This is a genomic window from Pseudoalteromonas sp. TB64 (genome assembly GCF_000498095.1).
Lineage (GTDB): Bacteria > Pseudomonadota > Gammaproteobacteria > Enterobacterales > Alteromonadaceae > Pseudoalteromonas.
The window spans coordinates 1-14589 of sequence record NZ_AUTQ01000140.1 but is presented as its reverse complement, the minus strand read 5'-3'; the positions used below and the strand labels follow the sequence as shown (position 1 = coordinate 14589).

Annotated in this window: 10 protein-coding genes and 1 pseudogene; 7 read left to right on the top strand and 4 right to left on the bottom strand. The window is 37.6% G+C overall.

Features of this window, described 5'->3' with window-relative positions; translation table 11 throughout:
• Positions 1-38 precede the first annotated feature (38 nt).
• From cysN to L647_RS0110975, 5 genes and pseudogenes are all read left to right on the top strand, one after another.
• Complete coding sequence (gene cysN, locus L647_RS0111005) at positions 39-1445, top strand: sulfate adenylyltransferase subunit CysN (RefSeq protein ID WP_024611147.1); 1407 nt, start codon at positions 39-41, stop codon at positions 1443-1445.
• A 72-nt stretch (positions 1446-1517) separates the two neighbouring features.
• Positions 1518-3245: an SLC13 family permease gene (locus tag L647_RS0111000; RefSeq protein WP_024611146.1), complete on the top strand. Its 1728-nt coding sequence runs from the start codon at positions 1518-1520 to the stop codon at positions 3243-3245.
• A 68-nt stretch (positions 3246-3313) separates the two neighbouring features.
• Positions 3314-3916 carry an adenylyl-sulfate kinase gene (gene cysC, locus L647_RS0110995; protein WP_024611145.1) on the top strand — a complete coding sequence of 201 codons (603 nt, stop codon included), beginning with the start codon at positions 3314-3316 and terminating at the stop codon, positions 3914-3916.
• A 495-nt stretch (positions 3917-4411) separates the two neighbouring features.
• Positions 4412-5379, top strand: a pseudogene (locus L647_RS01000000124060) (DHHA1 domain-containing protein).
• A 71-nt stretch (positions 5380-5450) separates the two neighbouring features.
• Positions 5451-6617 (top strand): nucleotide sugar dehydrogenase, encoded by a 1167-nt coding sequence (locus L647_RS0110975; protein ID WP_024611144.1) that lies wholly within the window; start codon positions 5451-5453, stop codon positions 6615-6617.
• Positions 6618-6744: 127 nt separating this feature from the next.
• Here the strand turns inward: L647_RS0110975 and L647_RS0110970 are convergent, their stop codons facing one another.
• Positions 6745-7206, bottom strand: a complete 462-nt coding sequence (locus L647_RS0110970) for a transposase (protein ID WP_024611143.1) — start codon at positions 7204-7206, stop codon at positions 6745-6747.
• A 330-nt stretch (positions 7207-7536) separates the two neighbouring features.
• Here L647_RS0110970 and galU point away from each other — a divergent pair, with 330 nt between their 5' ends.
• Both galU and L647_RS0110960 read left to right on the top strand, forming a co-directional pair.
• Positions 7537-8418, top strand: coding sequence for a UTP--glucose-1-phosphate uridylyltransferase GalU (galU, locus tag L647_RS0110965; protein ID WP_029880444.1), 882 nt, complete (start codon positions 7537-7539; stop codon positions 8416-8418).
• Positions 8419-8912: 494 nt separating this feature from the next.
• On the top strand, positions 8913-9386 hold the full coding sequence (locus tag L647_RS0110960) for a peroxiredoxin (protein WP_024611142.1): 474 nt from the start codon (positions 8913-8915) through the stop codon (positions 9384-9386).
• A 97-nt stretch (positions 9387-9483) separates the two neighbouring features.
• On the opposite strand, the gene L647_RS0110955 is transcribed toward L647_RS0110960, so the two are convergent.
• The 3 genes from L647_RS0110955 to coaBC form a co-directional block, all read right to left on the bottom strand.
• Positions 9484-12264 carry a prolyl oligopeptidase family serine peptidase gene (locus tag L647_RS0110955; RefSeq protein WP_024611141.1) on the bottom strand — a complete coding sequence of 927 codons (2781 nt, stop codon included), beginning with the start codon at positions 12262-12264 and terminating at the stop codon, positions 9484-9486.
• A gap of 174 nt (positions 12265-12438) precedes the next feature.
• Complete coding sequence (gene slmA / locus L647_RS0110950; RefSeq protein ID WP_024611140.1) at positions 12439-13026, bottom strand: nucleoid occlusion factor SlmA; 588 nt, start codon at positions 13024-13026, stop codon at positions 12439-12441.
• A 123-nt stretch (positions 13027-13149) separates the two neighbouring features.
• Positions 13150-14343 carry a bifunctional phosphopantothenoylcysteine decarboxylase/phosphopantothenate--cysteine ligase CoaBC gene (coaBC, locus tag L647_RS0110945; RefSeq protein WP_024611139.1) on the bottom strand — a complete coding sequence of 398 codons (1194 nt, stop codon included), beginning with the start codon at positions 14341-14343 and terminating at the stop codon, positions 13150-13152.
• Positions 14344-14589: the final 246 nt, after the last annotated feature.

The window sequence follows — 14589 nt, the reverse complement described above, 5'->3', positions numbered from 1 at the left end:
CATTTATTGCTGGATGTAGAAAGATTAAGGATTTTAAGATGTCTACAAATACGTCTCTAATTGCTTCTGATATTGAAGCTTATTTAAAAGTTCATGAAAACAAAGATATGCTACGCATTTTAACGTGCGGTAGTGTTGATGATGGTAAATCTACATTAATTGGTCGTTTACTTTATGATAGCAAAATGATTTTTGAAGATCAGATGGCTGCTATCGAAAAAGATTCAAAACGTTTTAATACTACCGATAACGACTTCGATTTAGCATTATTAGTTGATGGTTTACAGTCTGAGCGTGAGCAAGGTATTACCATTGACGTGGCTTACCGTTACTTTGCTACAGAGCAACGTAAATTTATTATTGCCGACACTCCAGGGCATGAGCAGTACACTCGTAACATGGCAACAGGTGCCTCTACTTGTGACTTAGCTATTATTTTGATTGATGCTCGCCACGGTGTGCAAGTTCAAACGCGTCGTCATAGCTATATTTGTTCTCTGCTGGGAATTAAAAATGTAGTTATTGCTATTAATAAAATGGATGCAGTTGGCTACGAGCAATCGGTATACCAAAATATTAAGAAAGACTACCGTGAATTTGCCGAAAAACTATCGTTTGATGATATTCGTTTTGTGCCAATTTCGGCGCTACGTGGCGATAACGTTGTTAACGAAAGTGAAGCGATGACTTGGTACCCAGGCTCTACATTAATGAAGCTGCTTAATACGGTTTCGGTAAATCGTGCTACTAACGACGCATTTAGACTACAAGTTCAATATGTAAACCGTCCTAATTTAGATTTTCGTGGCTTTAGCGGCACAGTAGCTGCTGGCGATATTCGTGTTGGCGATACTGTTGCTTCATTGCCTTCTGGTAAAGAAAGTAAAGTTAAGTCTATTGTAACGTTTGACGGCAACCTTGAAAAAGCAAGTGCTGGTATGGCTATTACATTAACGCTTGAAGATGAAATTGATGTAAGTCGCGGCGATATGCTAGTTCGTCCTCATCAAAAGCCTCATTCTGCTAGTGGTTTTGAAGCTGATGTTGTATGGATGACCGAAGAAGCGTTAAAAGTTGACCGCGAGTACGAAATTAAAGTTGGAACTAAATCTGTATACGGACATGTAGAGCAAGTTAATTATAAAGTAGATGTAAATACTTTAGATAAGCAAGATGCTACGCAGCTAAACTTAAATGAAATTGGTAATTGTCAGTTTGCATTAACTGCACCAGTGCAGTTTGACGCTTACGATGTAAACCGAAATACAGGTTCATTTATTATTATTGACCGCTTTACTAACGTAACTGTTGGCGCTGGTATGATACGTAAACCATTAGAATCTAAAGCTAATAGCGCAAAAGGTGAATACTCTGCATTTGAAGTTGAGTTTAATGCATTAGTACGTAAGCATTACCCTCATTGGGATGCAAAAGTAGTTCGCTAAACAACCTATGTTAAGCATGGCGGGCTTTTTAGCCCGCTTTTTTTTCCCTTACTAAGGATGGCTACTTTAATCATGCCATTAGATGCTTATTTAACGCTTTTTATTTTTGCACTAACAGTTTTAGGTTTAGTTGTTTTGCAAAGCCGACCTGTTGCTGTTTTTGGTGGGACGCTAATTGCCTTAATTGGCTGTGGTTTAGTTACTAAAGCACAGTTTTTGACGAGTATTGCAAACCCTGGGCTTGTGACTTTAATTTTACTTGTTTTATGCTCTTTAGCACTGGAAAAAACCCGACTATTAAGAGTTATTGCCTCTAAAATAATTGTAAGTAATTACCACTCTACATGGCTTAGGCTTTTTGGTGTTACTACACTGTTTTCGTCAATTTTAAATAATACAGCCGTTGTGGCTACTTTATTATCTCCTATACGTAATAACCCCCATCATTTTTCGAGTAAATTATTATTACCTTTATCGTATGCATCTATTTTGGGTGGCACTTTAACGCTAATAGGTACATCAACTAATTTAATTGTAAACTCAATGTATATTGAGGCTTCTGGGCGCTCATTATCGTTTTTCTCCTTTACTGCTATCGGTTCTATTTTGGTTATTACTTGCGGTATTGTTATGTACTTTTGTAGTGGAATGCTGCCAAGTATTGAGCAAAAAAAGGCGACGTCAGAAGGGTATTTTATTGACGCTAAAGTAAAAAATGACTCGGAATTAGTGGGTAACTCTGTAGAGGCGAATGGTTTACGTCATTTGGAGTCGTTGTTCTTAGTTGAAATAGTCAGAAAAGGTGGGTTAATTAGCCCAGTATCGCCATCTGAGGTTATTCAACCTGCTGATAGATTGATATTTTGTGGTGAAATAACAAAACTACTTCAACTGGGGCAGTTTTCTGGCTTAGAAATTTTTGCAGAAAAAAACGGTAGGCTAAATAGTAACTTAACAGAAGTTGTTGTTAGGCAAGAAAGTATTATTGTTGGCAAAACATTAAAATCCACTGGCTTTAGAGCATTATTTGATGCTGCGGTTGTTGCTATTAAGCGTGATGGCGATCAGGTTTCGGGAAAGCTTGGAGACGTGGTAATTCGCTCTGGTGACTTTTTAGTACTCGCTGTTGGTAGCGATTATAAAAGCAGAACCAATATTACTAAAAACTTTTTGATTCTTTCGGGGGTTGAACCCGAGTCGAGAATTAACGGCTGGCGTGCTTGGTTATCGATTGGTGGATTTATTTCTACAATAATACTAGCGGCTGTGGGTGTGTTAGATTTACTCGAAGGGTTAGTGCTATTACTAGGTGGCTTGTTGTTTACACGTAGTTTAACCGCAAGTGAGTTAGTTAGGCGTTTTCCGGTTGATATTTGGCTGGTGGTATCGTCGGTTATTTTACTTTCTAATGCGTTAGTAAACTCTGGTGTGGTAGACACTTTGGGTGTATTTATTGGTCAGTACAACGACCCAAGCTACGTATATACAGCATTAATATTGCTTTATATAGCCACGTGGTTAATGACGGAGTTTGTAACTAATAATGCCGCTGCTGCGTTAATGTTTCCTATAGGGTACACAATAGCGCTTGGTTTTGGTGTTGATGTATTGCCGTTTGTTATGACGGTGGCTTTTGCCGCGAGTGGCAGCTTTATTAGCCCTTATGGTTATCAAACCAATTTAATGGTGTTTAATGCGGGTAATTACTGTTTAAAAGACTTTGTAAAAGTTGGTTTACCTGTAAGTGTTGTATATGCGTTAGTTGTTTTAATATGTGTACCAATATTTTTTCCATTTTAAATATAAAATAACTAAGTACGTTGCAAAAGTAATAAGCAATAGCTTGGTATTTAGAGTTGACGAGAATTATGAAACAAGATGAAAACATTGTATGGCACACACAAACTGTGTCACGAGATCAAAAACAAGCACATAAAGGTCATAAGCCGGTATTACTTTGGTACACAGGACTAAGTGGTTCTGGTAAATCAACAATTGCGAATGCAGTTGAAGCAAAGTTATTTGAACTAGGCTGCCATACTTATTTGCTTGATGGCGATAATGTTAGAATGGGCTTAAACAAAGGGCTTACTTTTAGCGATGAAGACCGCGTTGAAAATATTCGCCGTATAAGCGAAGTGGCTAAACTATTTGTTGAAGCTGGTTTAATTGTATCGACTGCTTTTATTTCGCCATTTGCCGCAGACCGAGCTCAAGCTCGAAGCATAATGACTGACGGTGAATTTTTGGAGGTATTTATAGATACTCCAATAGAAGTGTGCGAAAGCCGCGATCCAAAAGGGTTATACAAAAAAGCGCGCGCAGGTGAAATACCTAATTTTACAGGTATTAGCTCCGCATTTGACGTACCACAAAATCCTGAAATACACGTTAAAACAGCTGAACAAACAATAGAACAAAGCGTAGAAAAAATAGTGAGCTACTTAAAACTCAACGGTATTATAAAGTAACCTCACGTTTAAATTGTTTTGTAGGTGAGGTTTTATACCTCGCTTTGTTTGCATTAAAGCCATGTTACACGAACGCGAAGTAAATTCGTACCTACGGGTTTAGCGTATGTTGTTGGGTTTGATGTTTACTGTAGGTGAGATTTTACACCTCGCTTTAAATATTAAAGGCATGTTACATGAGCGCGAAGTAAATTCGCACCTACAGGTTTGGCGTATGTTGTTTGGTTTGATGTTTATTGTAGGTGAGGTTTACACCTCGCTCTAAACATTAAAGCCACGTTACATGATTGATGTAAATTCGCACCTACAGGTTTGGCGTATGTTGCTAAGTTTGATTTTTATTGTAGGTGAGGTTTTATACCTCGCTTTAAGCATTAAAGCCACGTTACATGATTGATGTAAATTCGCACCTACAGGTTTAGCGTATGTTGTTGGGTTTGATGTTTTTTGTAGGTGAGGTTTTATACATCGCTTAAATTAAAAAATAAGAGACTTATGAATTACGATATTTTTAATGGTGATGCTGATGGCATTATCGCACTATTACTATTACAATTACAACTGGCTAATCCTACCGATAGTGTAAAAGTTACTGGCGTTAAGCGCGACATTCAGTTATTGAAAAAAATAACTCCGCAAGCTGGTGATTGTATTCGTGTGCTTGATATTTCGATGGAAAAAAATATGTCGGAATTGCATGATGCACTTACTGTAGGTGCGTGTGTAATGTATGTAGATCATCATAAAGCAGGCGATATTCCAAATCATACAAACTTATTTGCACATATCGATTTAGACGCAAATATGTGCACGAGTTTAATTGTAAGTAACTTGGTCGATAAGCAGTTTCATTTATGGGCGATAACGGCGGCTTACGGCGATAATTTATTCGCTAAAGCGGATGCTGAAGCTGATAAACTTAACTTATCTGAGTTGCAAAAATCTCAGTTAAAAGCATTTGGCATATACATAAATTATAACGGTTATGGCAGTGAAGTGAGCGATTTACACTTTGCACCAGAAGATTTATATCAAAAACTTTTACAATATAAATCACCATTTGATGCATTAGATGATAAAAGCTCAGTTTTTTATACGTTAGAAAAAGCATATAAGGCTGACATGCAAAAAGCAGCTGATGCAAAAGTGCTACACGATTGTGATATAGCAAAAGTTATTTTACTTGACGACGCTCCTTGGGCTCGTCGTGTAAGCGGTGTATTAGGTAACGATTTAGCTAATCAATCACCAAATAAAGCGCATGGAGTTGTAACAACTAACAATAAAGGCAGTTACACCGTAAGTGTAAGATCGCCACTTACCAATAAGCAAGGCGCCGTTGATATATGCAGTAAATTTGCTACCGGCGGNGTGGGCGAGCAGCAGCAGCGGGTATAAATGAATTGCCAGAGTCGCAATTACAAGAGTTTATTAATACGCTTGTTGAGTTTTATCAGCCTTAGTATTACAACAATAGTTTAAGCGTTATTTACGGTTAAACTAAAAAATAACCAAATTTAAATTAGGATGTTTAATGAAAATTGCAGTGGTAGGTACGGGTTACGTTGGTCTTTCTAACGCCATGTTATTAGCGCAACATAATGAAGTTGTAGCACTTGATATAGATAAACAAAAAATAGCGCTTTTAAATAATAAACAGTCTCCTATTGTTGATACTGAAATTAGTGCATTTTTGACGCGCGACGATTTAAATTTTACCGCGACTACAAACAAATTAGTTGCATACGAAAGTGCAGATTTTATAATTATTGCGACTCCTACTGATTACGATGTAGAAAATAATTACTTTAATACTAAGTCAGTAGAGGCTGTCATTAAAGAAGCTACACTGCATAATCCTAATGCTGTAATGATAATTAAATCGACTGTACCGGTAGGGTTTACTCAAAGCATTAAAGAGCAGTTAGGTATTAGTAACTTAATTTTTTCCCCTGAATTTTTACGTGAAGGTAAAGCACTTTACGATAACTTGCACCCGTCACGTATTGTTGTTGGCGAGCAAAGCGAGCGTGCTACTGTGTTTGCTGATTTACTTAGGCAAGGCGCTATAAAAGTAGACATTGAAGTTTTGTTTACTGACTCTACTGAAGCTGAAGCAATTAAGTTGTTCTCGAATACTTACCTAGCAATGCGCGTAGCGTACTTTAACGAGCTAGATAGCTACGCTGAAGCTCATGGTCTTAATAGCAAGCAAATCATCCAAGGTGTTAGCTTAGACCCACGAATTGGTAATCATTATAACAATCCATCTTTTGGTTACGGTGGTTACTGTTTACCTAAAGATACCAAACAGTTACGTGCAAATTATGCTGATGTGCCTAATAATATTATTGGTGCAATTGTGGATGCTAATACCACTCGCAAAGACTTTATAGCTGATTCTATTATCAAGCGTAATCCAAAAGTGGTTGGTGTATATCGTTTAGTAATGAAAACAGGTTCAGACAATTTTAGAGCCTCAGCTATTCAAGGTATTATGAAGCGCATTAAAGCAAAAGGCATTGAGGTTGTTGTTTTTGAGCCAGTGCTTGAAGAAAATGAGTTTTACCACTCGCGTGTAATTAAAAACTTAGACGAATTTAAGAAAATATCTGATGTGGTTATATCAAACCGTATGGTTGATGAGTTAAGTGATATTGCAGATAAAGTATATACACGTGATTTGTTTGGCAGTGATTAATTGTAGGTGAGGTTTACACCTCGCTTTGTTTACCACATTACAAGAGCGCGAAATAAATTCGCACCTACATGTTTAGCGTTTGTTGTTGGGTTTGGTGTTTATTGTAGGAGAGGTTTTACACCTCGCTTTATTTTCTTTCGTTTAAATAAATACAATCCCAATAAGGATACAGGGCTACACTTTTTACTATATTTTCTCTAAGGGGGTTCGCAATGATATACCTTGCATTATTTATTAAATCCTCTTCATCTCGGATTAAATGATCGTAGTAATTTCGCTGCCATAGTTGCTTAATATTTGTATTATCGCGAATACTCTTAGAACACCTACCTTTAAAGCTTTTCACCACTTCTGAAAGAGTCTGTTTATCACCTAACTGTATTAGCCAATGTATATGATTTGGCATAATTACAAATGCTATTGTTTTTGCCGCTCCTTGTATTTCTATATATTTCATCTCTTTAGTAATTAAACGATTTACAGTAAGTGAAGTGAATTTATTATCTCTTTTATAAGCAACAAGCGTGATTGAATAAAAGTGATTTTTTAAAGAAATGCGACCTTTTCTTAATAAACCTGAGTGTTTCATTTTGTATTTTTATAAGCGTTTATTTAAATGTAGCAGAAATAATCATGAGCAGGAGCGCGAAGTAAATTCGCACCTACGAGTTCGGGGTATATTTTTTGTAGGTGAGGTTTTACACCTCGCTTTGAGCATTGTAACCACATTACACAAGCGCGAAATAAATTCGCACCTACAAGTTTGGCGTATGTGTCGGGTTCGATGTTTATTGTAGGTGAGGTTTTATACCTCGCTTTTTGCTTTTAAAATTTTAGCTGTAATTCGTTCAGCTTATATCTATCTTATTACTGATAACTTAAACCTATAGCAAATTAATTATAAGCATTAAGGACAAACATGAAAGCTGTAATACCAGTAGCGGGGCTAGGAACAAGAATGCTCCCAATGACTAAAGCAATTCCTAAAGAGATGTTGCCAATAGTTGATAAACCTTTAATTCAATATATTGTAAATGAGTGTGTTGCAGCCGGTGTTAAAGATATTGTGCTAGTAACGCATAGTTCTAAAAATGCTATTGAGAACCATTTTGATACAAGTTTTGAACTTGAAGCGACCCTCGAAAAACGTGTTAAGCGCGTATTACTTGAAGAAGTTCGTTCAATCTGTCCTCCAGACGTAACAATAATGAGCGTTCGCCAAGGTGAAGCTAAAGGTTTAGGGCATGCAATTTTATGTGCAAAACCAATTGTTGGTGACGACGATTTTGTTGTTTTATTACCAGATGTAATTCTTGATGCGTATACGGCTGATCAAAAAACAGAAAACTTAGCCGCGATGATTAAGCGTTTTAAAGAAACACAAGCAAGTCAAATCATGCTTGAGCCTGTAGCCCAAGAAGATGTAAGTAAATACGGTATTGCCGATATTAACGGCGTACAACTTAACGAGGGTGAAAGTGCAGCTATTAAAGCTATGGTTGAAAAGCCAGCTACTGAGCTAGCTCCATCTAACTTAGCTGTTGTTGGTCGTTATGTATTAAGTAAAAATATTTGGCCACTGCTGGCTAAAACCCCAGTGGGTGCAGGCGACGAAATTCAGCTAACAGATGCTATTGATGCGCTAATGGCAAAAGAAACAGTAGAAGCGTTTCATATGAGCGGACGTTCGCACGACTGTGGTGACAAGCTTGGTTATTTAAAAGCAATTGTTGAATACAGTATGCGCGATGAAAAGTTAGGAAAAGATTTTTCTAGCTTTATGAGCCAGCTTACTAAGTAAAAAAATATAGTGAGTTAAAAGTGCATAGTTAACTATGCTCATTTTATAAAAGCGCGGCTTATACCGCGCTTTTTTTGTATTTAAGCCCATTAAAGCCAAGCTACACAAGCGCGAAGTAAATTCGCACATACGGGGTTAGCATATATTGTTGGGTTTGATGTTTTTTGTAGGTGAGGTTTTACACCTCGCTTTTATTAAAGCTCATTAAAACCAAGCTACACGAGCGCGAAATAAATTCGCACCTACGGGTTTGGTGTATGTTGTTGGGTTTTGATGTTTATTGTAGGTGAGGTTTTACACCTCGCTTCGTTTACATTAAAGCCACGTTACATGATTGATGTAAATTCGCACCTACGGGTTTGGCGTATATTGTTGGGTTCGATGTTTTTGTAGGTGAGGTTTTACACCTCGCTTTATCTTTGCTCGTAACCATACAGTGGAAGTTGTATGCTATAGCTTCACTTTTTATTATTCAATGCTATTAAGGATTTATCATGATTGAACAAGGTCAAACACTACCCGCTGTAACGCTTTCGCAATTAACAGATGACGGTATGCAAACACTGACTAATAATGAGTTGTTTGCAGGTAAAAAAGTTGTGTTATTCGCAGTGCCAGGCGCGTTTACGCCAACCTGTTCAAATGCGCATTTACCTGAATTTATTACACTTGCTGATAAAATTAAAGCAAAAGGTGTTGATGCAATTTACTGTGTATCGGTAAACGATGCGTTTGTAATGAAGGCATGGGGTGACTCTCAAAATGCGCAAGAAATTTCAATGCTTGCCGATGGCGACGCTAGTTTTGCTAAAGCATTAGGGCTTGATAAAGATACTGCTGGTTTTGGTGGCATTCGCTCTGCTCGTTACGCAATGATTATCGAAAACGATGTAGTAACGGGTTTATTTGTAGAGCAAGACAAAGAGTTTGTCGTTAGCCGAGCAGAAGCAGTTTTAGAAAAGCTATAAAGTTAAAATTTAAAGCTAAAATGTAGAACACTAGCTATTTAAGTTTAAAAAAGCCGATATTGTAAAACAATATCGGCTTTTTGTTTTTAGTAACGTTTTATTCTTTAACGAATGCTTTGCCTTCTGTCATCCATTTTGCAGCGGGCTTACCTTTTAGGTAATGATCAAAGTACTGCATCATACGGATTGAAAAATCGACCTGATTAGGGAATTTTTTCAAGTGATGTGGTTCACCTGCATATTGTAAAAACGTGGCGTCTTTTCCTGCACGGCGTAGTGCTAAGTAATACTGCACACTTTCATGCCAAGGCACTGCGTCATCTTTATCGCCAGACATTATTAAAATAGGTGTATTAACTTTATCTGCAAAAAATACCGGTGAGTTTTCTATATAAAGCTCTGGGGCTTCAAATAAGTTTTTACCAATACGGCTTTGCCCCATTTCGTACTGAAATTGACGCGCAAGCCCCGATTTTAATCGAATGCCGCTATAAGCACTGGTCATGTTAGATACCGGCGCACCCGATACAACGGCTTTAAACATATCTGTTTGCGTGATCATAAACGCACTTTGATAACCCGCCCATGAGTGACCTTGCAAGCCAATTTTATTTTTATCAGCTATGCCTAAATCAATTAACTTTTGAGTGGCGTTAATCATTGTTTGCGTTGACGATTTACCAGGATGACCTATCTCAAAACGAATATCAGGTAAAAATACCGCATAACCATTTGAGGTAAACATAGGAAAGTTAGGGCGATGGTTTAATTCCATTTTTGGAAAGTCATACATGCGCTGGCTCATATAACGATAAAAATACACAACAACAGGTACTTTATCGCCTTTTTTATAGCCTGCTGGTTTTATTAGTACGCCTTGTAAGTCTTCGCCATCAAAGCCTTTATAGCTTATTAGCTCTGGCTTTTCGCCCCATGCAAAATTACTAATTTGTGGGTTTAGCGTCGTCACTTGTTTTGGTGAACTAAAACTAAAATCTGTTTGGTAGTAATCAGGAAATTGGCTATAAGTTTGTGAGGTAAACACGTACTTATCAGCTGTTTTTGCTTTTTTAACTACATCAAAGCGCTTATTACCGCTAAGTACTTTAGTCACTGTGCTAGTTGTTAAGTCGAGCTTTGCAACTTCACTTTGTTTGGTTTGTAAGTTAATAGCAGAGACAAGTAACGTGTCGTCTTTTTTAAAGCCCACTTGGGCCTTATCAAGTTTAATAACACGGTACTGCGTATTACTTTGTTTGCCATTAGTTAAGCGCTTAGCTTGCTGCGTTTTTACATCAAACGCCCAAATATCGTATTTACTGTAGGCTAGTACTTGGCTGCTATCGGTTATCCAACCTGCAAAACCATAGCCTGGTTGGGTAGACGGGTAGTCGTGCTTATCATCAGCAAAGGTTGCTTTAATCGCTTTGGTAAGCGGTGTTACTTTGTTATTTTTTAAATCTTTTAGTTGTATTTGGCTGTCGCTAAAATAAGCTGCAAATTCACCATTAGGTGCAAGGCTCGGTCTAAACGGATAGTCATTAATAATAGGTGTTTGTTTACCGGTATTTATATTTACTGCAAAGTAATCAGCAAAAAAACCGCCATACATTATTTTTTCTAAGTAAGGGATATTTGATGAGCCAAGTAAAGACACATTTCGCTCAGAATTTAGTGCAACCTCTGGCATGTTTGGTGTACTAAGTTGCGCAACTTTTTTCGAGTTAACATGATACACCGCGCTGTAATGGCGGTTTTTATTAACTTCGTTCCATTGTTGTTCTTCACGTGGCTTTATTTGTGCATCGTTGTTGTGCCATACATCTAAACCTTTATGTTCGCGTATGGTGTCAAAGTCATATAGTGAGGCTTCGTCGGTATATTTTTTTGCTTTTACTTTTGCGGCAAGTTTTGGATGGTTTTCAAAATATAAACGCTCGCCATCTTCAGACCATTCAAGAGATGCCGATTTACCTATTACCCAGTCTTTATTTGGCGACTCTATGGTAGATAGTTGCTCGTTTTCCCAAAGTTGCAACGAGTAGTTACGGCGTCGCATGTCGTCATTAACATAGTTCCCCAGCGTAAATACGACACTTTCGTTTGTCGGATGCCATGCAATTTTGCTTACTACAACGCCTGGCTCATCGATAAGTACACTATTTTTAAAGTCATTTAAGCTCACAAGTACAATTTGATTATTATTGCCATCAGTATAAGTTTGACTAACGAGTAATTGGTCGTTGCTTGCACTTATGCCGTAGCTAAATACATTTTCTATTGTATGGCTGCGTTTATCGGCTAAATTTACGATAATGAGCGAGTAGGCTTTGTCTTTTTTATCAGGTGTTATGGCGTTATCATTTTTACTATTATTTTTAGTATCGCCTTTATCTTCTGTTTCTGTATCGCTATCTTCGTCGGCTTTTTTATTTAGGCGATAGGCAAGCCATGTTCCGTCATCTGATAATTTATAGTCTTTTACATCAACAAAACTTTGTTGTTCACCTGATTGGGTATTAACGAGCACTAAGTTATTTTTGAGTGTGTCTTTTTTTTTGGTTGTTTCTTTTTCGAGTAAGGTAGGTACTTGCGTAAAGGCAACCCAGTTTGCTGCTTTATTAATATGCGGCTTGGTGCCGCGATCAACTTCGCTAATGAGGGAGTTACTATTTAATGAATAAACTTGCCCAGTTGCGTTACCACGATAAGGCGTTGCACTGAGCGATAAAATTTTTCCATCATCAGATAGCTCTGTATTTTTAGCCGACTTAAAACTAAACACATCTTTAAATTGTAGTGCTTCTTTTGCATAGGCTGTTGTGCTAGCTAAGCTAACAATAAGCGCGGAGCTTAATAGGGTGAGCTTTGTTTTCATTATTGGTTCTCGTTTTTTAACATTAATTTATTGTAACGAGTTTTGTTTATATTTCGACTAGATCAGATAAGTAGCAGGCAGGGGCGATAAGTAACGTGCAGAGACAACAAAACGACCATAAGGTCGTTTTGTTAATATGGTTAACTCATAAACTTGGTCAGCTATTTACAAAAGCTATAGCCAGATTTTTTGCAATTCTGGCCATTGCTTTTCAAACTGTACACTTGGCTTTGCTTTAAAGTCACTGCGTACAAATTGATTCATTTTACCCTCAACATAGGCGAGTAAAAAGTTGGCAAGGGTAAGCTCGTCACTTTGAAAGTTTTTACCTTCACGTAGTTTTCGTTCACGAAGTACTTGTTTAAATTGGGTTTCTAACTTTTCAAATAAACCTTGTACACGCTCACGTAAACGACCTTGCTCACCTTGTAATGCATCGCCTGTTAAAATGCGTGTAATGCCTGGGTTTTTTTCAGCAAACGTTAAAAGGAGTAATAAAATATTATAAACTCGTGTTTGGCTTTCTTTTTCGTTTTCTAAAATAAGATTAATGCGTGATAAAAGGGTATCTTCAATAAACTCAATTAAGCCTTCAAACATACGTGCTTTACTAGGAAAGTGACGGTATAGCGCTGCCTCAGATACACCTACTTCAGCAGCTAATTTAGCTGTAGTAATACGCTGTCCAGGGCTTGTTTCTAACATTTGTGCGAGTGCTTGCAGTATTTGCTCTTTGCGATTACTTTTTTTTGTCGCAGGCATGAACGTTCCTTTCTATTAGTTTTTTTATTAGTTATTTCTTAGTGGCACAGTTAAGAGCTCTAGTCATTTTTTGTTCAAATGAATGGCGTATGTTAATGTTTTATTCAGTTTGTTTCCAGCCTTTTATAGATGTTTAGCCAGTTGTTGGATCACCTTTAGGGCAATTTCTGTTTTACTGCTTACTGTTAATTCTAGCTGCTCATTATGCCAATAAAGCGTTAAAGCATTTTGATCTGAATTAAATCCTAACCCGCTTTGCGATACATCGTTAGCGCAAATCATATCGAGGTTTTTGTTTTTAAGTTTACCTTTAGCGTAGCTTTCTACATTTTGTGTTTCGGCTGCAAACCCAACTGTATAAGGGCGGTTTTTCTCAAGATTAGCAATTGCTGCAATTACATCAGGGTTTTTAGTTAAGGTAAGTGTTAGTTCGTCGCCTTGTTTTTTCATTTTTTGAGTTGCAATAGTTGCAGCGCGGTAATCGGCAACGGCGGCGCAACCAATAAATGCATCTGATTGTGGTGCATAAGTTAGTGATTCATTTAATAGCTGCTCAGCGCTTTCAATATTTATTAAATTTACGCCAGTAGGGGCTTTAATAGTAACCGGACCCGAAATTAAATTAACCTTTGCACCTAATAGTAAAGCGGCCTCTGCAAGGGCATAACCCATTTTTCCTGAACTGTGGTTTGATATAAAACGAACCGGGTCTAGTGGTTCACGTGTTGGGCCTGCTGTTATTGTAATTGTTTTACCTAAAAGTAATTGTGGTTGCTCTTTTGCAATGCATAACTCAACCAGTTCATTAGGCTCTAACATGCGTCCTGCGCCTATATCTCCACATGCTTGCTCGCCTTTACCAGGTCCCCAAATAAGTACGTTACGTGCTTTTAGAGTTGCTAAGTTAGCTTGCGTAGCAGGGTGTGCATACATTTGTTGGTTCATTGCTGGTGCTACAGCTACTTTTGCAGGCGTAGCGAGTAATAGCGTTGTTAGTAAATCATCAGCAATACCAGCAGACATTTTAGCAATAATATTACAAGTAGCTGGCGCAACTAAAATTAAGTCAGCCCATTTAGCAAATTCAATATGCCCCATAGAAGCTTCAGCTGAAGGGTCTAATAATGAGTCAGAGACTGTTTCGCCACTCACGGCTTGCATGGTTAAAGGCGTTATAAAATGTTTTGCTGACTCAGTCATTACTACTTTAACTTCACAACCATGGTCTTTTAATCGTCTAACGAGTTCTGCGCACTTATAAGCTGCAATTCCACCGCTAATGCCAAGTACTATTTTTTTATTGGTTAAATCAATCATGGTTGTTTGTAAGCCTTATTTTATATTGTGTTTAAAATAACAAATCTTTACGTTTACAGCTAAGTTTTTTAATTCGAAATAACTAAGTTAACTCTAGGGTCTGTTGATCTTTGCGGATTAAAATTTGTTCAAACTAGGGGCTATTTAATCGCGGCGCGAGATTTGTAACCTAGTGGGCTAAGTCAAAACCGAGCAACAAAGAGTAAATAGCCCCTAGGAAGAACCCTTTGGGCAGCGCCTGTTTGG

Excerpts from the sequence above, each read along its gene's own strand:
- cysN (WP_024611147.1), top strand. The coding sequence starts at position 39 with ATGTCTACAAATACGTCTCTAATTGCTTCTGATATTGAAGCTTATTTA.
- L647_RS0111000 (WP_024611146.1), top strand. The coding sequence starts at position 1,518 with ATGCCATTAGATGCTTATTTAACGCTTTTTATTTTTGCACTAACAGTT.
- cysC (WP_024611145.1), top strand. The coding sequence starts at position 3,314 with ATGAAACAAGATGAAAACATTGTATGGCACACACAAACTGTGTCACGA.
- L647_RS0110975 (WP_024611144.1), top strand. The coding sequence starts at position 5,451 with ATGAAAATTGCAGTGGTAGGTACGGGTTACGTTGGTCTTTCTAACGCC.
- L647_RS0110970 (WP_024611143.1), bottom strand. The coding sequence starts at position 7,206 with ATGAAACACTCAGGTTTATTAAGAAAAGGTCGCATTTCTTTAAAAAAT.
- galU (WP_029880444.1), top strand. The coding sequence starts at position 7,537 with ATGAAAGCTGTAATACCAGTAGCGGGGCTAGGAACAAGAATGCTCCCA.
- L647_RS0110960 (WP_024611142.1), top strand. The coding sequence starts at position 8,913 with ATGATTGAACAAGGTCAAACACTACCCGCTGTAACGCTTTCGCAATTA.
- L647_RS0110955 (WP_024611141.1), bottom strand. The coding sequence starts at position 12,264 with ATGAAAACAAAGCTCACCCTATTAAGCTCCGCGCTTATTGTTAGCTTA.
- slmA (WP_024611140.1), bottom strand. The coding sequence starts at position 13,026 with ATGCCTGCGACAAAAAAAAGTAATCGCAAAGAGCAAATACTGCAAGCA.
- coaBC (WP_024611139.1), bottom strand. The coding sequence starts at position 14,343 with ATGATTGATTTAACCAATAAAAAAATAGTACTTGGCATTAGCGGTGGA.